This window comes from Vulcanisaeta souniana JCM 11219 (assembly GCF_026000775.1).
Lineage (GTDB): Archaea > Thermoproteota > Thermoprotei > Thermoproteales > Thermocladiaceae > Vulcanisaeta > Vulcanisaeta souniana.
Genome location: NZ_AP026830.1, coordinates 1,599,565 through 1,620,071, shown reverse-complemented (window position 1 = coordinate 1,620,071; position 20,507 = coordinate 1,599,565). Strand labels below are relative to the sequence as shown.

Below are 20,507 nucleotides of genomic sequence, written 5' to 3'. Positions count from 1 at the left end.
GAACGAAAAATCCAATGGTCATATGAATATAAATGATATTCAAGAATACAGTAGGTATTATGCATATACTCGACGAGTACCAATGTAACAGTACTACTTATTTAATCTACCGCAAATCTACCCCGTGATTACGGGTAATATCAATAATGTGCCCCTTGAGGACGTTTCAAAATTACTTAGAGGAACGAAGGGCTTCTATGTTCAATGGTTAATAACTAAGGACCATGGATCCAAATACGCAGTTAGGAGGTTTGTCGTTAAGCCTGGAGGGACCATGCCGCTCCATAATCATAAGTATACGGAGGCAGTCGTCATATTAAGAGGCAGACTCAGGGTTAGGACCAATGGGGGAGTTTATGAATTTAGTTCCGGTGATTTCTTCTTTACGGGGCCATACGAACCCCACGCAATTGAGAATATTGGTAATGATGAGGCGGAGTTTATATGCGTGATTTCCTATGAAGATGACATGACATTGAGGCCCTTGGAGTGATTGAATGGTTTTGAACTTTGTTCTTGTTCTTGATTTTTAAAATCCACAAGTTATATAGTGATAATTAGTGCGACGTAGATTACTTGCTGAAAAATAGTTATTAAGAGGAATTATATTACGTAATTAATGAATCCAATAAATGACTACCTCAAGGGCACCGTTAAGGAACTGCAGGGTGAAAAGGCCTTCACGTACCTCGCCAAGGCGCGTGAGATAACTGAGAGGAAGGGCATTAAGATCATTTCGTTCGGTATCGGCCAACCCGACCTACCAACCTTTGACAACATAATAAATGCGGCCAAGAGGGCCCTTGATGAGAAATTCACTGGGTATACAGAGACTGAGGGAATTAAAGAGCTTAGGGAGGCCATTGCCGACTACCTTAACTATAGGTACCACGCGGGTGTTAGGCCTGATGAGGTCATCGTGACCACGGGTACAAAGACGGCCATTTTCCTAGCCATAGCAGCCTACGTAAGGCCAGGTGACGAGGTAATAATACCAGACCCCACATACCCAGCCTACCCGGAGCTCACGAAGCTCTTTGGCGGTAAGCCCATTTATGTAGCCATGAAGTTTGATCCAGAGGACGGGTTTAGGCTGGACCTGGAGGCCATAGAGAATTCAATAACCCCAAGGACCAAGGCCATTGTGATAAACAATCCGCATAACCCAACGGGCGCCGTTTTCAGGCCTGAGGAGGTGACGAAACTCCTCGAGATAGCCAAGGACTATAAATTACTGGTTGTTGTTGATGAGATATATGACAACTTCGTGTATGAATCAAGTACCTTCAGGGGTATCCTAGAACTTGAGCCTGAATGGAGGAACTACGTATTGTATACTAACGGCTTTAGTAAGACGTTTTCAATGACTGGCTGGAGACTTGGTTACCTGGTGGCGAGTAGGGAGGTTATTGACCCAATAAGGAAGTTGGCAGCTAACACGTATAGTTGCCCACCGAGTATCGCCCAGAGGGCTGGTGTTGAGGCTCTGAGGAGTGAGGCATCTTGGAGGAGCTCTAGGGCGATGATTGAGTTATTCAGGAGAAGGAGGGACGTGATGTATGAGGAGTTGAGGAAAATACCAGGTATTGATGTCTGGAGGAGCACTGGCGCCTTCTATATGTACCCAAGGGTTAGGAAGATCCTTGATGGGTTGGGCATGAATGTTGATCAATTTGCCGATTGGCTTTTGGAGAATTACGGCGTCGTCGTACTACCGGGAACAGCATTCTCAGAGACTAACATGGGTAGAGACTACGTGAGATTAAGCTTTGCATTAGATGAGGAATTGATTAAGGAGGGAATTGACAGATTGAGAAAAGCCGTAGAGAAATAAAACACACCCATTGCAATTCAATACTTTTTCCCGCAATTCTCTGAATTAATTAATTCATCTATGGAAATAGTGATCCCCAGTCTTTCCATGATCCCCACAACAAGCCTTAATGTCATGTCATCACTGGGTTGTGAAATTATGCTCCCCACTTCACGTGCGTACTTACATGGATTCGTGACGAAGTCCCCATTACCATAATGCACAGTTAACTCCTCATTGAAGTCCCCACATACGGCATGAATAAGGAGATAATCCTCATTTTCAGGGCCACGAGTAAGATGCCTACGCATAACGGAATGCCTGGTGTAAACCTCAACCCTAATTTGCATGGGTTCCCCTGGTTTATAAAACACCGGGCCTTCGATAATTATGGAATCAAGCGAACCATTGTTATTGACTATAAACTCGGCGGTCAATTCATACTCATGAAACCAAAAATGAACAACAAGGCAATCAAATAGGCCTAGGTACCTCGAGCACCTAAGTCCGTTCTTAATACATGCCTCCATACCCATAATAGTAGTTACGGTGCAGACCCCCTATTTAATGGTGCGCCGCGGTGAATATTTGATATATAACAAACGATGAAACCATATTAAGCATAAGAATAAGCCAAGAAAAACACCAGAGAAACTTTTAAATAATAGCAAAAACATATACCTATAGCAAAAGCAGGTAGGCCCACTATCGTGGGTTAAAACCTGAAACCACCTTTTTCTTTTCCCTTTATCCCATTGATGATGAATATCATCTATTCTCTATCACTGCACAATTTTACTTTCTACAAGGGAATAAATATAACATTATATAGAGACCTATAAAGTCTTTATCCAAAACATACTAAAAAGATTTAAATGCACCCTCTGCGCAATAACCACCGTATGAGTTATATCGAGGTTGGTCTTGGGGACGTCATTAGAACAATTAAAGAACTAAGGGTGCTTAGGGACTCACTTAGGAACAGACTTACAGTTAAGATCCCGAGGAATTACGTTGTTGGCAATACCGATGTTCTGGCGAGGCCCATGTTTACTGATGGTTTTATTGTTTCATTTAAGGTTGGTACCCGTGAATACAGGGTTTGGTGGTCGGGCATTGAGGATTCCCTGAGTGGCAGGAGTGGTGATTGGAGTGAATACAGGGTTGTGGCCGGTAAGGAACCATATATTGAGTTCCTGAATCCTGACGGCAGTGTGGCCGCAAGAGTTAAGATCAATGAAGAATTAATAAATAGGCTGGACGGCTTACTAAATGCTGCCTTCCTCCTAAGCGTGGTTGATTGGTTCATTGAGGATAATATTAGGAGCATTGCCAACATAGCAAATGTCTTTATATCCGAGGACTACTCGGAGTTAAGGTATATCAGCGACTTTGTGGAGACCATGCACTCAAAATTAAGTGAGTTAAACATCATTAAGGAGCTCGAGGATGGCGTCAGGAGGATAGAACTTGAATGCCACACGAATAATCACAGAAATAGGGAGGTCGTTGAGGTAATACCAGTCGGTAAGTACTACCTATGCCCAGACTGTTTGAGGAGGGCTGAGGAGTACGTTGATGAAGTACTAAGTAAATGGAGGGACATAAAGATAAGAGTGCCAGCTGAATCATGGCAGGGACTACAGAAGGGCATAGAACAAACAAAGGAAGTAATACAAACAATAACAAAAACAATGTAGTAAACGAACAGCCATCATAAAAATAACCCAGTTAAAATAACGACTATGTATCCATAAGTTTCTCATCATATTTTTCATCGCCCCTTAGCTCCAACGTGCCACTTCATATATTGATGCCGCACCGTTTATTTTTGACATTATTTCGCCCATGTTTATAAACGGATTAACTATAACGGGTTGATTTACTGCGTAAATAATAAGCGCCTCTATTATGTACCTGGTTTCCTCGTAGAGCTGCTCAGCAGTAAGTACGCGGCATTCAGGCCCAGTGACCGGAAGCCAATTAGGCTATCCTAGCCATCAAACTGAACCTCCTCAGCCTATTCGTTACATTACAAACCGGTAATGCATAGGGAACCGTAGAATAAAGAACAACCACAACAACATCGCCAAGCCCTTATACGAACAACCGGAAACTCAACAGTAAAGCCAGCATGCCGGGCTTAAACGTGCTAATTTGCCTAGAATTGATTGAAGCACTCACTTGTGGGGAGTATGTAGGATTGGGGAATTGATTGAACATAGTTCTTGGTGCGGGGGCCGGGATTTGAACCCGGGACCTCCCGGTTATGAGCCTTACGCGGGGCTTCCGCCCCAGGGCGCTCCAACCAGGCTGAGCTACCCCCGCGACTCATTGTGTTTCATTCACTGGTTTAAAAGTATTTTTCTACGGTCATTTTCTATACCGGCGCCTCCATGGTTTAGGCCTATGGATGAGCTTATTACTACCTTATTGGTTAAAGTCTGGGCATTCCTTTTCGTCTTTTTGGCCTTCGTGAATATCTCAGCATGTATATGATCAGCACCAGTAGTATTAATAGTAATAGAGCTTGCGCTGATGAATAGTTGGTTTGGTGTATTACCTGTTGATTCTGTAACTTGCTCTCGCCGTACCACTGCTGTATTACGGTAATTACTTCCTGGGCCACCTGCGGATTCTCAATTATTATACCGAGCTCCCTATTACTGTGTAGTGATGTATAATCAAGGTTTACACTACCCACGTATACATAATTCCCCACCACCATTGCCTTGGCCGTTAGGTTATTAACCATCACGGCGCCCAACTCATTGACCGCCTCCTCATTCTCACTGTACTGCCCCACGAGTACTATCCTATCGCCATGCATAGCGATTAGGTCATACATTCCTGAGGATGGGTAGAGTTCCTCAAAGGCCATATAGAGCGTCCCTGGCTGGTTAAGTAGGTCCTCTAGGTACTCCATGGAGTTTATTGGCGATACTACGACACCTGGGTAGTTAATCCACGTAATTGACCCATTACGGTAATCAGTGAGTATTACCTCGGCAAAGACCTGGGCAACACTTGAGTTCCTAATCACAAGGTCAATACCCAGGTCGTTCTCGAAACCGTAGTAAGTCGGGTTTATTGAACCTATTATCACGGTTTCATTATCAATAACGAAGACCTTACTATGGACATAATCATAGTCATAATTAAACGAAACATGAGCACCCGAACTAACCAACTCATTAACAGCTGAGTACTCCGCCTCGGGAATACCGCCATAGGCACTACCCGACAGGACCACATAAACCTCAATACCCCTTTGAGACAAATTCACCAAATCATTAACCAGGGGTTGATAAGTCAATTCATAAGCCTCAACATATACGCAACACCTCGCTCCACTAATCACGTTAAGGATATACGTAGAGTTTACTGGTGACACCACTACGGATACCTGACTTGAGTTAATGGGTAAATACCAACCCTGGGCATAGGTCATCACGGGCAATACCAAGGCAATTAGTAACACCATTACCAACAAGATCCTCATCAATACACTGAATCAAAAAGGCCATTTAAGAACTACACCATAACACAGAGTAATTTAAATCACGAAGACACCCACTGAAAAACCTTAAAAACACAAAGCAAAAAGTAGAGCACGGGCCCGTAGCTCAGCCAGGTAGAGCGGCGGGCTCTTAACCCGTAGGTCGTGGGTTCGAATCCCACCGGGCCCGCCAGTCCCCTGTTCAACCCCTAATCATCACGTGACCGAGCCATTCCCGTGCTCCGTGTCAGTCATTCTCGGAAGGCTTAAATACGTGCTTGCCAAGTAATTACCGGCAAATCAATGGTTGATTGCCAGCTTTATGAACTTAGTGGGATTTCTAATGATGTTAGGGTTAGGATTATTAATTATGTTATGGAGCAGAAGGGTGTTAAGGCCCGTGACTTGGGCGTCACGCTTAACCTCATCAGTATGATCAGGAGCGGTAAGAGGCGTGTGACTGAGGACTTGCTCCGGGGGTATTAATCAGAAAACACGTATTTTAATCCTCGAGACACAAGGAGCTAAGGAATTGGTACTTCAGGCATGCATTATGTATGTTGTGTTTGTGAAATAATTGAGGTTGTATAAGTTAAGACTTATTTACTTAATTGTAAGCAATAACCCACAGTTGATACAGTTGATAAGGACGGAGATGAATCAAGTACTAAACCTATTATCACAGGCACGCGAAAACGTGGAGGTTCAATACCCATTAAGCGTGGTAAGGGGAACGGTGTTTTACCGTTATGGAGTACTCATAAGCCTACTGCCGCGCTTCCTTGACTTAATAATTGATGCCCACACGATGGTTGGCAATGCCCTGAGGAGGCTTAGGTTAATTTCGATAGCCGTAGTAGCTATATTAATAATTGTGGTGCTATTTACCCCTGCTATCACGATGTATGTACCGCCATTTGCGAAATTCGCATGATCATGTACATTGCATACATAGCGCTTCTTTGCGTATTGGCATCATTAGTCATATACTCACTGGTCTACGTAATACATGCAACAGTTAGTGTCAGGAAACAACTCAAGGAATTAAATGATGTAATGAATGAGGTTGGACTGCCGTAAACCACAAAAGACTAACCCCATAGCTTACCTTCATGGTAATATCCCGCTTCAGCAATGCAGGACTACTTATCGAATTAAAAATGAAGTTCAAGTTCTGCGCGAGACCCCGCGCCCTGCCTCCTCTGTTGATTTTAGGTAGTTAATCGAATGATGGATCATGTTTATCTAAAACCTTGAACATGAATGCCGCAACCAATAGTGACATATTTACCAATAAGTTATGACTATGCGTACGAAACATTAACGATATCGGAAATAATCACGATAACGCTGATTAGGGCAACCATTATCCCATTAATTATGACCTATTAGGTAAAGATCTACGATAAGAAGTACTAAATATGTTGGGTCGTACACACTTTAGTCGAAGTGCAGAATGCTTAATTGCACCTGCTTGCTAGTTTCCTGTGGATGGTTTATGCTTATTAGTGAATTGAGGAGAGGCGGTACCCGTGGTTCTGAGTATGCCTACGTCCTCATTGGTAATGAACTTGTTCACGTTTCCGAGGTCGGCAAGCTCGTTAAGCATGATGGTGATGAGCACGTATATGAAATACCGAGCAATGTCCCGTCCTGGATATTCATATTCCACTTCAGTAGGAGCGGCTATGGCGGTGTCACTAGGTGCTCACCTGGTAATTACGTAAATACGGTGGACTATACAAAGTGTGAGAGTAGGGCTATCGAGGATGCGGTAAATGATTGGTTAAGTGATGTTAATTTCAGAATAAAAAATCCTGAGTTGAGGGGTCTATTGAATGAGTTATTTAGTGAGTTCGTGATGATGGCTAATGAGGCCAGGAGTTATTGGGGGTTGATTGGTGGTGAGTTGAGGTTCATGGGTCATGCCTCTAGACTTAGTGAATTTTTCAATATTCCGAGGATTTACTACTTCACTGAATTAAGCATACCGAGTGATGCAGGTAGGATTAGGGGGATTAAAACAACGATGTCCCTAATCTACGAGAATTGGATTGCCACAAAGGTCGCCGAGACATTGAGTACAAGGAGTTTGATAAGGAGGAGTTGGGAAGCGAATGAACCGTTCATTAGCAGGCCAGTGACTGTTTGGTTTGAGCAGGGTGGTGGAACCAGCTTCACAATACTCAATACGCCACATGGCGATTTCACAATGTGGCTTGAATTCCAAGTAGACCCGGCTATTCATGTGTTTCTGGATGCTAACATTGTTCTTGAAAACGGTAAGTTAAGGTTTGTTAGACCACCAGGTAGAAGGGCCGTTAGACCTGATATTGTTGTTGTCAGGGGTAGGTTTGACGGTGTTAATGACTTAGTTAAGTCGGGTAGTGGGATTGACTTATTGATTGAGTGTAAGGCGTTGCCTTATGAGGTTTGGGAGAGAGATATTGATGGGCAGGTTATACCGTACGTCAGGCAGTTTAGGCCGGGGAAGGTAATGCTCATCACTCGCCATGCTGTGCCGAATAACGTGAAAGTGAAGTTAAGTAATAATGGAGTTGAGGTTATTGAAGATGTAAGACCGGGAGGGAAGGGCGTTAGTAAGCTCGTGAACGCTATAAATAGTGCAATTACGTAAGCAATGGCAGCACTGTGAATACTTAAATTTAGGCCCTAGGCTTTACCTTTGTATGCGTTTTCGTGGTTTAATTTTGGTTTTGGCTGTTGCCGTTGTTGTTATTGCCTTGATTCTCGTTTTTCTCTACCCCTACATGACCTTTAAGCCTCCCAAGCTTGTTTCGGCTAATTGGGGTGTTTCAAGTCAGAGTTCGCTTGGTTAGTGTTGTTATTTACTTCAACATGTGGCTTGAGAATCCAAACCCGTATGCAATAAGCATTATTTCATCAAGCATCACCGTGTCGTATGATAATGGTGTCACGCTGAGCCTACAACCAGAGTACCTACCGGTTGAGTTAATGCCTCACTCGGTCAATGTCACGGCATACATAGGCAGTATATCACTGGCCCAAGCCGCCCAAATGGGTCTCTCGCCACCAACTAGTTACGTGGTCACTTGGCAGGCAACAATACAGACGTCTCTCGGTACGAAGACGGTGACATGCACGGCAACAACATACATACCAACAAACCAAACAACACAAACATGCATAAGCTAAAGCAACAACGAAGTAAGAAACCCAAAAGCGAGGACGGGGATTCGAGTAATTAAGTTATTTTCGTTATTGTCCTTAATTAGCAGTGAAGTTTGTGCATGTTGATGAGTATGGCCGCCGGATCAATTAAGGCTAATTTTTAGTTTTCTTACCTCTTTATGTATTTATGTGGCTTTGTATTTTCCGTTTGTCTTTACTACCTTTCCGTCCTTTATTAACCTCGTTAATTGCGCCTTAATTACATTGACCCTTTCCTCACCCACAGCTCTTGCTATTTCTTCTGCCGTGAATTCCCTGCCCCTGTTGCCTGTAAGGTAATCAAGTATCTTCTTCTTGATCCCCTCGACCATACATTATAGATAGCAGTCTTTAGATTATAAAGATATTGCTTCTATGCCTGTGTGGTATTAATCGCGGTTTGCTGGGTTAATTAAATGGTGCGGTTAAATACCTTAGACGTACCTTTACCTGTCTCTGGTAATTGACTGCGCCTTTGTTTTATTGTAATTATGGCGTTCTAGGGTTAGTTTTAATTGTTGAGTTTAATTGTTATTCCTGTGTAGAAAGAGTTTCTAAAATTGGGCAAGTGTTTTTAAATTATGATTGGTAATGCCTATTCGTTGGTATGCGTGGGTTTAGGGCGTATTATGATCGTGGGATCATCATTGAGTATAGAGGTAAAAGGATTATTGTGGATCCATTGAGGAAACCCTCCGGTTCCTTTGATGCCGTTTTGGTGACGCATGGACATAAAGACCATGTTAGTCCAGGTGCTATTCGCAGTATTTCACCATTGGTCATGAGTAGCGAGACTGCTGCGATTATTAGGGCGCGTGATGGCGTGTACCCAAGGCACTTGGTGGTTTCCCCAGGTTCCAGGATACTTGTTAATGATATCTTTATTGAGTCCTTTAATGCCGGTCATGTCATTGGTAGTTTGTCCTATGTGCTTGATTTTGGTGATCTTAGGGTTGGGGTCACTGGGGATTTTAACGTGGAACCCTCTGTATTGCTTGATGGAGCCAGGGGCCTCGATGTTGATGTCCTTATAATGGAGGCCACGTATGGCGACCCGGACTACGTATTTCCAAGTAGGCCTGAGGTTTATGATGAATTGAGGGCCGTTGTTGAGGATGGTACGAGGAACGGCATTGTGCTCCTTATGGGTCAGCCGCTTGGTCGTGGTCAAGAACTCACTGCCTTGCTTAGGGATTACCAACTTTATGTGGAGCCTAGTATTAAGGCTATTAATAATGCCCTTGGTATAAGGCATGGCAGGGTACTTAGTGGTTTTCCTCCTGCTGGTTCCGTACTTATTACAGGTAATCAGGGAAATATGGTCCAGGTTGTTAGGGCATTGAGGGCTAGGTACGGCGTGTTGAGGGCTGTGGCCCTCAGTGGTATGTACGCCAGAAGCTCCAGGGCCCTTGGGCTTAGGTCCCTCGGTATTGATGCCCTACCGTTAAGCAGCCACTCGGATTTCCCTGGGTTGGTGGATTTCGTGCTAAGCAGTGGGGCTAGGTTTGTATATACTGTATACGGTAATGCTGCCAGGTTTGCCAAGTATCTAAGGGGTGAGTTGGGTATTATGGCGAGGCCATTGCCAGACTCGGGGCAACTGACCATGGATTTCTTCCTATGGTAAATACTTAAATACGTGGATCTATGGTTTCTTTAAATGAGACCCGTAATAACACTGCTTACGGATTTTGGTTACGATTCCTACTTCGTGCCATCCATGAAAGGTGTGATACTTAGTCTTAATCCTGAGGCCATGATTGTGGATATAACCCATGCCATACCTCAATTCAATGTACGTAAGGCAGCATTTACCCTATGGGCCTCCTACAAGTACTTCCCTAGGGGCACTATTCATGTTGTGGTTGTTGACCCGGGTGTGGGTACCTCGAGAAGGGCATTGGTAATTAGGTCCAGGAATTACTACTTTGTAGGTCCCGATAACGGTGTCCTAATGATGGCTGCCGGTGATGATGGTGTCGTTGAGGTAAGGTCCATAGAGAGCGGAGACTTCATGAGACCCGTTGTTACGAGTACGTTCCATGGACGCGATATATTCGCCCCAGTGGCTGCGTACCTAAGCCTTGGGCTTGACCCGTCATTACTCGGTCCTAGGGTTACTGACCCCGTGGTATTGCCAGGTATTGGCGGTAGTGTGTCTAGGGGTGTCGCTAGTTCCGTGATTATCTACATTGATCATTTCGGTAATGCCTACACGGGAATTAGGGCTAATGACCTTGAGGTCCTTGGGCTTGATTATGGTGATGAACTGCGGATCAATATTCCAAGGAGAAACGTTGATCTTAGGGTTAGGTTCCTGAGGAGCTATGGTTATGCAGGCGAGGGTGAGGCACTGGCGCTTATTAATAGTGAGGGCTTCCTAGAGCTTTCAATTAATAGAGGTAGCTTTGCCTCTAGGTATGATGTGAAGGAGGGCGATGAAGTTACATTATCCGTTATTAAATGACCATACCCTGCGATACATGGTTAAGGAGTTCCCTGAAGTTCTTCACTAGCACGGTGCTGCTGACCATGTATTGCTTGGGTACTTTACCGTTGCTTATTGATACGCCCTCCATCATTAATAACCTGGACTTAACATAGGTGTCACTAACTGAGTAGCCGCCGAGTGAACCATCACTCTTTATGACTCTGTGGCATGGAACTATAACTGGTAGTTTATTTGCGCTTGCTAACCTGCCGGCCGCCCTGGGGCTGGTGTTTAGTAGGCGCGCTATTTGGGCGTAGGTTGCTACCGTTCCCCGTGGGATCGAGAGCATGGCGACTTGGGCAAGGCCAAGCAGACCTGGGCTTAGTTCTATGTGCCCTATTATGTCTTGAGGCTTCGCGATCCCCGTTATGTAATCGAGTATTAATTTTATAATGGGTTCCTCATTATTGTTCTTAATGCCATCAATACCGACCCTGACCCTTATTTCCCGAATCTTATCACTATAAATACAAATTTCCAATATACCGATTCCCACTATTGATAATGTTACGCAACGCATTTCATTTTAATTGATAAGTAGCACCTTAAAAACCCTCGCCCAAAAATTCAATGTGGTTGTTAGGGTTAGGTTAGTCGGTGTATTGAAGGCATTGGCTGTTGGGAGGGAGTACATTGAGCTTACCAATGTTGACAGTGTGAGAGGGGTGATTAATGGACTTAAGACCGTGAATGAGAAACTGTTTAGGAGGGTCTTTGATCCTTCAAGGAACGACTTGATGCCCGACATATACATTGCTGTTAATGACGTCGATATAAGGCTTCTCAAGGGTCTTGACACGCCGGTTAGGGATAATGATGAGGTTTTGATCCTTGCTTACATCCACGGTGGTTAATAATGAGGAGCCAGGTAATTAGGCTTGCCAGTGATGTTGGTGAATTAAGGATCTGGCTTGCAACGCTTGTATTGAGTAGGCCCATGAATGATGAATTGCTCAGTAGGGTTAAGTCAATAATTAGCGGATGCAGGGATTCCCTAATAACCATCGTACCTGCGAGGATGATTCTAAATCCCTGGCAGATGATGTACCCTGCATACCTAAGTCTTAGGGAGCACTTGATGGGTGTATCCAGGTTTAGGGACGTTGGCCTGGGTGCTTTGACATATATGGCTGGCACAACCCAGTTGAGACGCGGTTTGTCGCTTCTTAATCCAGTTGGGCATGATCAGGTGTCGATCATTATCATGGGCGTTGATGATTGCGTGGATCGTATCATTAGTGACGTAATTAGGGTACTTAATGATCGCATTATGGATGCGGCTATTGGTGTTGGTATTCATCGATCGTACACGGGGATCTTCAATACAATCGATGAATTCATTAACACCTTGATTAGTAGGTATATTGGTGGGCTTACGTAGTTGGTGGCATTTCTTGCAGTGTATAACTTATAACTATGTTATTTCCTCAAGCCAGGTAATGGATAGGTTATTCTATGTTGCTAAGGATGAGGAGATCCTCAATGGCGAAACCACGGATATCTATTTCATGAGGACTGTTGATGTCCTCAAGGCCGCGGGACTGGATAGGGTTAGGGTTAGGGCTGAGTTTCACGTTGTTAACTTACCAAGGAATTACGGGTGGGCTGTGTTTGCTGGTTTGAAGGAGGTTGTTAATCTTACGGTGGCCAAGGAGTTGCCAATAACCATCTACGCGATGCCAGAGGGTACGCTCTTTAGGGCTAATGAACCATTGATGGTGGTGGAGGGTAATTACATGGATTTTGCGGTTTATGAAACCGCATTCCTAGGCATACTTAGGCATTATTCCTCGGTAGCCACTAAGGCGGCTAGGATCAAGAAGCTTGCTGGTGATAGGGCATGCCTATTCTTTGGGGCTAGGGTTGTTCATCCTGCAATACAGCCAATGGTTGATAGGGCATCCTACATAGGTGGTTGTGACGGTGTTGCCGGCGTTGTGGGCGCGAAATTATTGGGTGTGAAGCCCAGCGGTACAATGCCCCACGCATTAATGATTGTGTTTAGGCACGCAACCGGTGACCACACGCTTGCCTGGGTCTGGTTTGATAAGGTAATGCCCAATGATGTGCCAAGGATTGTACTGGCCGATACGTTCCTTGATGAGCGTGAGGAGTCCATGATAGCGGCTAAACTACTCGGTAACAGGCTCTATGGTGTTAGGTTGGATACCCCGAGTAGTAGGCGTGGTAATATGGAGGCCATTGTTCGTGAGGTTAGGTGGACCCTTGACCTTGCTGGTTATAGGAATGTGAAGATTGTAGTGAGTGGTGGTGTTGATGAGGAAGAGGTCGTTAGGCTTAGGGGTATTGCGGACATGTTTGGTGTTGGCACATCAATAGCCTTTCCACCGAGCGTTGACGTTAGTATGGATATTGTGGAGGCTTATGATGAGAAGAGCGGGCGTTGGGTGCCAATAACGAAGCGTGGTAAGTTGCCGGGCTTTAAGCAGGTCTATAGGTGTAGAGGAACCCTAAATGACCAGGTTATTCCGTGGGATTCAGAGCCGGCGACCTGTCCGGATGGTTCCAGACCCGTGCCATTGCTTAGGAAATTTGTTGATAATGGGAAGCCCATTGAAGCATTGCCCAGTGATCATGAGATTAGGAACTACGTGCTTGATCAGCTAAGGTATGCTGAAATATGATACGTCGCTTCATTACCTTATACCTTAATGCTTCCCTTGATTAACCTAAGAAATACGAGATTTCTATTTTGAGTGTAAAATGTAAGTTTTTCATAGTTCTTCTTCCCATTCCTCTTCAAATTCCTCCCATTCCTCTTCCTCCTCCTCTTCCCATTCCTCCTCTTCCATAACTAGGTTGTTCATACCTGGTCAATGGTGACTTAAAAGCAATCTTAAAAAGTATTACCTACCTTAAATTGGTGTATTTAAGCCATGTGCTATGACGCGGTGCAGAAGTTAATTTCATGGTTGGGTGTGGTTTATAAAAGGTTGAGTTAAGATAAAGGTTGGGGTTGTTCGTGGATTTCAATTTAGTGGTATCCACAGGAAGGAGACTGGAGGGTAGGTGCGCCGATGAACTTAAGTACATAGGTGACTTGGTCGGTATGAGGATTGCCCAAACATCCTTTACGGGTTTTGATGGATTAATAACTGGTTATGTTGATGGAGACCCCGTGGAGTTCACAAGGAGACTGAAGGATCTTGTTACGGGCGGTCATTATGTACCGCGTTTCGTACTTAAGGTCGTGCCTGTGATGAGGACCGTAAGTACGAAGATCGATGAGATATCCAAGGCCGCCGTAGAATTAGCTGGTAGATATCTCAGCGCTAATGAGACTTATAAGGTTGAGGTTAGGAAGAGGGGTGTTGATCTTGATAGGATGGATATAATTGACTCAATAGCGTCAAAGATAAGTAATAAGGTTAAGCTTGAGGGCCCCGATAAGGTTATCCAGGTTGAGGTTTTCCCCTCAAGGACTGGCATAAGCGTGATTAGGGAGGATGATGTTTTCTCGTTAATGAGGGTTAGTGTCGGCTCCCAACAAAGTGGTGAGTAAGTCATTATCAATAACCGCAATTCTTTAATTTAGCATGACTAATTGAGTTTTGTATGGATGTTACAGTAATCGGAACTGGGAGAATGGGCGGTGCGCTTGTTAGGAGATTGGTTAGTCAGGGATTTAATGTGTATGCCTGGAATAGGACTAAGGATAGACTCAGGGGGTTACCGGCTAAGCCAATAGATGATGTATCCCAGGCCAGGGGGCTTACATTTATCTTCGTTTCTGACGATGAGGCATTGAGTACCGTCAGAGGCGTTGGTGGCGAGTTAATAGTACTGTCAGGAACCTACAGTATTAATGCTGTTACTGCGTTTAATATTAGGTTTACCGGCATGGGGATTGGCCTATTAGCTGCGCCTGTCGTTGGTGGGCCTGCGGACATCGAAGGCGGCACAGCCATATACCTAGTCGGTGGCCCGGAAAATGCCTATCAGAGGGCCAGGGAGGTTTTTGATAGGTTAGGCGTTGTGATTAGGTTACCAACGGTTGAATCAGCAATGGCACTTAAACTGGCCTACAACGCCTTCCTAATAGGTTCCATGGCGCTACTCGGCGAGTATGTAGCTTTAGGCAGAACCTTCGGCGTTAATGATGAAGCCCTTAAGGATTTACTGATGAAGACTGCGTTTAAGGGCGTGGCCGAGAGGTACATGGATAGGATGCTCAAGCCTAAGTCGCCTCCTTCATTCACATTAGCCTTGGCTGCTAAGGATATGCACTATGCCGTTAAGTCGGCGGGTGATACGAAAACTCCCCTCGTTGTTTCATCAGCCGTTAAGTCCCTCTATGAGTTATTAGCCGCCATGGGCTTTAGCAATGAGGACTATGTTAGGGCTGGCTTGCTTGAGCTTATTGGCCGTGTAAAGGAAAAATAATGCTTATTAATTCCACTGATTAATCGTGCGTGATGAGCGAAGACGCCAAGGTTGAGGTTGAGAGGATTTACGTAATTAATCTAAGGAGGACCAGGGAGGCTTCGAGAACCAGGAGATCCCCATACGCTATTAAGTTAATTAGGAGTTTCGTGGCTAGGCACATGAAAGTCGAACCAGAGAACGTTAAGATAGACAATAGTATCAATGAGTATGTTTGGTCAGGTAGTATTGAAAAGCCACCAAGGAGAGTTGAGGTCAAGGTCACTAAGTACAGTGACGGCACTGTTAGGGTTACTCTGAACACTCCGGAGGAAGCTGAGAAAAAGGCTCAGGAAAAGGCTGAGGAATCGAAGTAATTACCTGTAAATAGCCGATTCTTTTTAAAGGACTTTTACTTCTCAGGTGATGTGGTTAGTAATAGGACACTGCGTTCAATGTCAAGGTTATTCACGGCATTTCTTTACTTGGCGATCTCATCATTAGCCTTCATAATTGATTTTCCGTTTTATCCAATACCAATCGCTATACTAATAGTAGTCGTTACAGCAGCCCTTGCATATTCTGGGCATGTTAAGCTTGGTTTTGCAATAATGATAATACTCCTAATACCCGCCCTACTTTATGCCTATGAGTACGCGGCATTAGGAGCATTACTTCTCATACTAATACTGATTGTGTTAATTAGGGTTTTTGACTGGCTTGGCGTTGGCGTCGGCATGCTAGCCTGGGAATTCTCAATAATGCCCAACCCACTCTATGTGCTTTCTGTACCATTGATATTAACCTCACCAAGTCTCACCATTGGCGTCACCAGGAAAGTCACGCCACTTAAATCACTAATAACATTTCTCGTCCTTTATATACCAACACTGCTACTATTGAACGCCGGCAATACCGTGATCCCCTGGTTTGGGTATGTAGGTTCGCAACTAACGCCGTTACAATACCTCACCACCAATGCAATAATGAATGCCCTGAGCAGAATGGACGTTGGCTTTTATGGATTGAACCAGGCCATTGGTAGGGTGTTTACTTGGACGAGTACCTATGTATTACCGCCTGTGATGGCATTGGCGGCATACACGGCATATGTAATATCCAGCAGGTTGAGAGCCCATGATAATAGGGCGGTCAGGTTTTTCGCGCCTACCATTGGCACGATAGTCGCCTACGCCTTAATGACATACTTATTGTTCTACATGAACCCATACTTCGGTCTTTACCAGGGTATTGATGTCAATACCCTAATGCAGGGTTTATTACCTGCCCTGATAATAAGTGTAGCCATTCTTCCTGCGGTAATGCACCTCAGGCTTGTTGAGATTAAGTTTGAAGAAGAGGAGAAGCAGTCCGTGGTTGCCCTTGAACGTGGTTATCAATTAATCCTTAACAAGGATGAACTCAAGGCTTTAGCCAATGAGTGGGACAATGTGATTGGGCTTGACGATGTTAAGAACGAGGTAGAATCTGCCGTCATAACGCCACTTAGGGATAGTAAATTGTCCCAGAGGTACGGTTTGATGCCAATTCACGGTGTTCTACTCTTTGGTCCTCCCGGTGTTGGCAAGACAATGTTAGCTAGGGCAATAGCGGGTAGGTTGGGTTGGACTGCGATAATCATGAACCTAGGTGAGTTACTCAGTAAGTACTATGGTGAGAGCGAGAATAGGCTTGCAGAGCTCTTCAAGGTAGCCAGGAACTATGCACCCTCTGTTATAATAATCGATGAATTCGACGCAATCGGCAAAGCAAGGAGTAAGTACGTTAGCGATGACGTAACACCAAGACTACTCAACATACTACTTAGTGAGATGGATGGAATAGTCAAGAAGAATGAGAATATCCTGATAATCGGAACAACTAACCAGCCCGACCTTCTTGATCCAGCGTTGCTTAGGCCAGGTAGATTTGATAAGGTGATCTACATACCACCGCCAAACGAGGAAGTCAGGGCTAGGTTGTTTGAGTCATTACTCAGGGATAAGCCCATCCAGGGGAATATTGATTATGCAAAGCTGGCTAAAATGACCGATAGGTTTACTGGTGCCGATATCATGAACATAGTGAGGACCGCAGTCCTTGAATCAATTAAGGAACAAAGACCCATAACACAGGATAAATTGGAGGAATTAATCAATAGGTATAAGCCCAGTCTAACCTATGATTTACTTGAGAAGTACGATGCATTTAGATTGCAGTACAGTAGGTTGAGGACCTATGGGAAAGCCCAGGTTGGTATTCCAGAGACCACTTGGGATGATGTTGGTGATCTCGAGGAGGTTAAGGAGACCATCAATAAGTACGTAATCGCCACAATGCAGAGGAGGGACATACTTGAGAAGTTGGGTATTGAACCGATACACGGCATCCTACTCTTTGGTCCTCCCGGTGTTGGCAAGACACTAGTTGCCAAGGCAACGGCTAACATGCTTAAGGCGAACTTCATAGAGCTTAATGGGGCTGAATTGGCCAGGGTTGGGCCGGAGAGGGCTGCCGCTGTTGTGAAGGATGTCTTCAATATGGCGCGCGATAATGCGCCTGCCATAATCTTCATTGATGAAATCGACTCGGTGGCACCACCAAGGGACTCACCAATAGGTGGCGTCTGGTCCGGGGTTATTTCACAATTGCTAACTGAAATGGATGGTATAAGGGGATTGAACAATGTCATCGTCATCGCCGCCACTAACAGGCCCTGGTTCGTTGATCCAGCGTTGCTTAGGCCAGGTAGATTTGATAAGGTGATCTACATACCACCGCCCAATAGGGATGCCAGGCACGAGATTATTAGGATCCATGTTAAGAACGCTGAGGTCGAGGAGGAGGCCATTAACTGGGTCGCTGAGGTAACTGAGGGATACAGTGGCGCTGATTTGGCTGCGTTGGTCAGGGAGGCTAAGATGAGGGCTCTGGATAGGGTATTGAGTGGTGATACAAACATTAGAATCACCAGGGAGGACTTTGAGTATGCCCTCGGCAAGGTCCGCCCATCACTAAGTAAAGAGGTGCTTAATCAATACCAGGACTTCCTAATAAGGATTGGACTACCCACGTAATGCATCACAATAAAAGGCTCGGCCAAGTGGACTTAACAATCCAAGGAGCCCTGGAGCCCTTGAAAGCACGAGACAGGCGTTATGTAACGAAAAATACCGATAATCACCAACCGGCCTAGACTGGCTCAAATCAACCCCATGGACATGTGGTACCTAATATTAACGTTGGGAGCAATAACAATAAGCTACGGCTGGTGACGGCGAGACCAATGAACAAGCATTGAGCTCTATTTCCAAATTAGTGGGATCCTTAATCATGATTAGGTATGTTATTCTTTGGATGATGGAACAATTGATTATTTAAGGTGATAAAATAGAGGACAAGCCTCGCCATTTATGGCGGGGGTGGAAGTTTTTTAAGCTTCTACGACGCGTCCTTTTGTGGCTCCCTCCCTTGGTCAACTCCTTGAGGATGGGGAGCGGGGGCCGACTTCCCTCGCAATGCCAGGGGAGGGTGTCTATGAAGTCGAATACTCAAATAGAAGGGCTAACGTGGTCCGCCTCCTGCCTAATGGCTTCCAGGAGAGGAAGCTTAGGAGGTTTGCTGACGCGTGTGCCAGGCTGTGGAATGAGGTTAATTATGAGAGGAGGAGGCTGTTCAGGAAGCTGTATAGGAGGTTACTGCACTTGTACAGAAACCTAGCATCCCATCTTGTTAAGACGCTGCATGAGCTTGGCGTGTCAACAATCTACTTGGGTTATCCGTTCGGCATTGTACAGGATAAGGGTAGCAAGTTAACGGTGAATTTATGGTCTTATCGTAAACTAATGGAAGCCATCGAGCTGAAGGCTCAGGAATACGGTATGAAGGTGTTTGAGGTTGTTGAATACAATACCTCAAGGACTTGCCCCTATCACAACGTGGAGGTGAAGAGACACCCTAGAGGAGTAGTAGGCTGTCCGTTTGGTCACAGATTGCACAGTGACTTAAACGGTGCCTTGAACATCCTTAAGAAGGCCATCGGTAAAGTAGTGTTAACGGTCAAAAAACCATTGTCTTTCCTAGTCCTCCATAACGGAGTAGCACCCATAAAGGGGTGTAACCCCTGAGACCTCGGGGAACCCCCGCCCTAAAGGGCGGGGAGGAGGTCAGATCAATACCTCTCTCCTCAGCAGCTTTAATAAGTTCCTTGGATATCTCCATTTAAGAAAGTTAATGATCCTGACTTTTTATTTTTATTTGCCCAGCTTTATCACTGGCGTTCTCTGTGTTCCAAGCCTTGTTATTGATATTTCAACAACATCACCGTGCATTAGTGTAATGGGTCTCGGTGGTATTACTGCCGTACCAGTTGATAGTAACGTTCCATCAGGAACCGCATTATCCCTAATCAAGTACTTTATTTGATCCTCAACCCTCCTCCTCATTTTAGAAGTGCTTATACTACCCTCGAACACCACTGCGCTACCCCTAATTATTCTCATGCTGATAGTTAAGTCGTAGGGGTTACCAACTTCGTCAGGTGTCACTAGGAAAGGCCCCATGGCGCAGGAATTATTGTAAATCTTTGACTGCGGCAAGTAAAGTGGGTTCTGGGCTTCTAAGTCCCTTGCAGAAACATCATCACTAACCGTGTAAGCCAGTATTTTACCTCTGGAGTCGATTACAACACCAAGCTCAGGCTCGGGTAACGTCCATTCCGAGTCACTTCTAACTGCTATTGGTTCCCCATGACCAACGCATCTGTTTGCGGTGCCCTTGAAGAAGATCTCCGGTCTTTCAGCGTCATATACCAATTCATATATTGTCTTACCCTTTATCATTGCCACGTCCTCCTCTGTATACCTGGACCTAGCAACCTCGTAAACAATCCCGCTGCCCCAAACCTCGATTGGATCATAGGGTCTCGTAAACCTAAGGCCCCTATATGTGTAGTCCCTGTTTAGTAACTCATCGACGTTTACATTAACCTCGGGACCAAGTGGCACCTCCTTACCCTCTGAGTAAAGTTTCAAGGCAGTAACTGGGTCACTTAGTAATACGTAGACCTTGTTATTAATTATCGCGAAATTTCCAACCCAACCATTATTAGTTAATCTGAAGAGCTTCAT

The 20,507-nt window shown here is 44.9% G+C and carries 24 protein-coding genes and 2 tRNA genes; 20 read left to right on the top strand and 6 right to left on the bottom strand.

The features are described from left to right. The first annotated feature begins 124 nt into the window (after positions 1 to 124). Positions 125 to 493 (top strand): cupin domain-containing protein, encoded by a 369-nt coding sequence (locus Vsou_RS08740; RefSeq protein ID WP_188603956.1) that lies wholly within the window; start codon positions 125 to 127, stop codon positions 491 to 493. Between the two features lie 126 nt (positions 494 to 619). Continuing rightward, positions 620 to 1,834, top strand: a complete 1,215-nt coding sequence (locus tag Vsou_RS08735; RefSeq protein WP_188603957.1) for a pyridoxal phosphate-dependent aminotransferase — start codon at positions 620 to 622, stop codon at positions 1,832 to 1,834. 17 nt (positions 1,835 to 1,851) lie between these two features. On the opposite strand, the gene Vsou_RS08730 is transcribed toward Vsou_RS08735, so the two are convergent. Beyond that, entirely contained in the window at positions 1,852 to 2,349 is a 498-nt protein-coding gene (locus Vsou_RS08730) for a hypothetical protein (RefSeq protein ID WP_229709926.1), read from the bottom strand. A 366-nt stretch (positions 2,350 to 2,715) separates the two neighbouring features. Here Vsou_RS08730 and Vsou_RS08725 point away from each other — a divergent pair, with 366 nt between their 5' ends. Next, on the top strand, positions 2,716 to 3,513 hold the full coding sequence (locus Vsou_RS08725) for a hypothetical protein (protein WP_188603958.1): 798 nt from the start codon (positions 2,716 to 2,718) through the stop codon (positions 3,511 to 3,513). 529 nt (positions 3,514 to 4,042) lie between these two features. On the opposite strand, the gene Vsou_RS08720 is transcribed toward Vsou_RS08725, so the two are convergent. After that, positions 4,043 to 4,141 (bottom strand) — tRNA-Met (locus Vsou_RS08720). A gap of 109 nt (positions 4,142 to 4,250) precedes the next feature. Further along, positions 4,251 to 5,315: a phospholipase D-like domain-containing protein gene (locus tag Vsou_RS08715; protein WP_188603959.1), complete on the bottom strand. Its 1,065-nt coding sequence runs from the start codon at positions 5,313 to 5,315 to the stop codon at positions 4,251 to 4,253. A 113-nt stretch (positions 5,316 to 5,428) separates the two neighbouring features. Here Vsou_RS08715 and Vsou_RS08710 point away from each other — a divergent pair. The 7 genes from Vsou_RS08710 (at position 5,429) to Vsou_RS08680 (ending at position 8,489) form a co-directional block, all read left to right on the top strand. Next, positions 5,429 to 5,505: transfer RNA gene (locus Vsou_RS08710), tRNA-Lys, on the top strand. Positions 5,506 to 5,615: 110 nt separating this feature from the next. After that, positions 5,616 to 5,798, top strand: a complete 183-nt coding sequence (locus Vsou_RS08705) for a hypothetical protein (RefSeq protein WP_188603960.1) — start codon at positions 5,616 to 5,618, stop codon at positions 5,796 to 5,798. Positions 5,799 to 5,943: 145 nt separating this feature from the next. Further along, positions 5,944 to 6,246, top strand: coding sequence for a hypothetical protein (locus tag Vsou_RS08700; protein ID WP_188603961.1), 303 nt, complete (start codon positions 5,944 to 5,946; stop codon positions 6,244 to 6,246). Then, on the top strand, positions 6,243 to 6,392 hold the full coding sequence (locus tag Vsou_RS08695) for a hypothetical protein (protein ID WP_188603962.1): 150 nt from the start codon (positions 6,243 to 6,245) through the stop codon (positions 6,390 to 6,392). Before Vsou_RS08700 ends, Vsou_RS08695 begins: the two co-directional genes overlap by 4 nt. Positions 6,393 to 6,810: 418 nt before the next feature. Further along, positions 6,811 to 7,950, top strand: coding sequence for a hypothetical protein (locus Vsou_RS08690; RefSeq protein WP_188603963.1), 1,140 nt, complete (start codon positions 6,811 to 6,813; stop codon positions 7,948 to 7,950). A gap of 52 nt (positions 7,951 to 8,002) precedes the next feature. Further along, complete coding sequence (locus Vsou_RS08685; protein ID WP_188603964.1) at positions 8,003 to 8,152, top strand: hypothetical protein; 150 nt, start codon at positions 8,003 to 8,005, stop codon at positions 8,150 to 8,152. Further along, positions 8,145 to 8,489 (top strand): hypothetical protein, encoded by a 345-nt coding sequence (locus Vsou_RS08680; RefSeq protein ID WP_188603965.1) that lies wholly within the window; start codon positions 8,145 to 8,147, stop codon positions 8,487 to 8,489. The genes Vsou_RS08685 and Vsou_RS08680 overlap by 8 nt, the downstream gene beginning before the upstream one ends. Before the next feature lie 161 nt (positions 8,490 to 8,650). Here the strand turns inward: Vsou_RS08680 and Vsou_RS08675 are convergent, their stop codons facing one another. Further along, positions 8,651 to 8,836, bottom strand: a complete 186-nt coding sequence (locus Vsou_RS08675) for a TrmB family transcriptional regulator (protein ID WP_188603966.1) — start codon at positions 8,834 to 8,836, stop codon at positions 8,651 to 8,653. 275 nt (positions 8,837 to 9,111) lie between these two features. Between Vsou_RS08675 and Vsou_RS08670 the strand changes: the two genes are divergently transcribed. Both Vsou_RS08670 and Vsou_RS08665 read left to right on the top strand, forming a co-directional pair. Continuing rightward, positions 9,112 to 10,131: an MBL fold metallo-hydrolase gene (locus tag Vsou_RS08670; protein WP_188603967.1), complete on the top strand. Its 1,020-nt coding sequence runs from the start codon at positions 9,112 to 9,114 to the stop codon at positions 10,129 to 10,131. A 33-nt stretch (positions 10,132 to 10,164) separates the two neighbouring features. Then, entirely contained in the window at positions 10,165 to 10,971 is an 807-nt protein-coding gene (locus tag Vsou_RS08665; RefSeq protein ID WP_188603968.1) for an SAM hydrolase/SAM-dependent halogenase family protein, read from the top strand. Here the strand turns inward: Vsou_RS08665 and Vsou_RS08660 are convergent. Beyond that, on the bottom strand, positions 10,964 to 11,515 hold the full coding sequence (locus tag Vsou_RS08660) for a methylated-DNA--[protein]-cysteine S-methyltransferase (protein ID WP_188603969.1): 552 nt from the start codon (positions 11,513 to 11,515) through the stop codon (positions 10,964 to 10,966). The genes Vsou_RS08665 and Vsou_RS08660 overlap by 8 nt on opposite strands. Before the next feature lie 52 nt (positions 11,516 to 11,567). On the opposite strand from Vsou_RS08660, the gene Vsou_RS08655 reads away from it, so the two are divergent. The 8 genes from Vsou_RS08655 to Vsou_RS08620 all read left to right on the top strand — a co-directional run bounded on the left by Vsou_RS08655 (position 11,568) and on the right by Vsou_RS08620 (position 19,505). After that, positions 11,568 to 11,849: a MoaD/ThiS family protein gene (locus tag Vsou_RS08655; RefSeq protein ID WP_054843934.1), complete on the top strand. Its 282-nt coding sequence runs from the start codon at positions 11,568 to 11,570 to the stop codon at positions 11,847 to 11,849. A 2-nt stretch (positions 11,850 to 11,851) separates the two neighbouring features. Next, positions 11,852 to 12,376, top strand: coding sequence for a hypothetical protein (locus Vsou_RS08650; protein WP_188603970.1), 525 nt, complete (start codon positions 11,852 to 11,854; stop codon positions 12,374 to 12,376). 58 nt (positions 12,377 to 12,434) lie between these two features. Further along, entirely contained in the window at positions 12,435 to 13,640 is a 1,206-nt protein-coding gene (locus Vsou_RS08645) for a nicotinate phosphoribosyltransferase (RefSeq protein ID WP_188603971.1), read from the top strand. 338 nt (positions 13,641 to 13,978) lie between these two features. Next, positions 13,979 to 14,518 carry a THUMP domain-containing protein gene (locus Vsou_RS08640; RefSeq protein ID WP_188603972.1) on the top strand — a complete coding sequence of 180 codons (540 nt, stop codon included), beginning with the start codon at positions 13,979 to 13,981 and terminating at the stop codon, positions 14,516 to 14,518. A 53-nt stretch (positions 14,519 to 14,571) separates the two neighbouring features. Further along, positions 14,572 to 15,399, top strand: coding sequence for an NAD(P)-dependent oxidoreductase (locus Vsou_RS08635; RefSeq protein ID WP_188603973.1), 828 nt, complete (start codon positions 14,572 to 14,574; stop codon positions 15,397 to 15,399). A 32-nt stretch (positions 15,400 to 15,431) separates the two neighbouring features. Further along, positions 15,432 to 15,755, top strand: a complete 324-nt coding sequence (locus Vsou_RS08630; RefSeq protein ID WP_188603974.1) for a 50S ribosomal protein L31e — start codon at positions 15,432 to 15,434, stop codon at positions 15,753 to 15,755. Positions 15,756 to 15,806: 51 nt separating this feature from the next. Next, entirely contained in the window at positions 15,807 to 18,455 is a 2,649-nt protein-coding gene (locus Vsou_RS08625) for an AAA family ATPase (RefSeq protein ID WP_188603975.1), read from the top strand. 441 nt (positions 18,456 to 18,896) lie between these two features. After that, on the top strand, positions 18,897 to 19,505 hold the full coding sequence (locus Vsou_RS08620; protein WP_432422825.1) for a zinc ribbon domain-containing protein: 609 nt from the start codon (positions 18,897 to 18,899) through the stop codon (positions 19,503 to 19,505). A gap of 126 nt (positions 19,506 to 19,631) precedes the next feature. Here the strand turns inward: Vsou_RS08620 and Vsou_RS08615 are convergent, their stop codons facing one another. Next, the gene (locus Vsou_RS08615; protein WP_188604270.1) at positions 19,632 to 20,507 is read right to left on the bottom strand and encodes a fumarylacetoacetate hydrolase family protein; all 876 of its coding nucleotides are present in this window, start codon (positions 20,505 to 20,507) and stop codon (positions 19,632 to 19,634) included.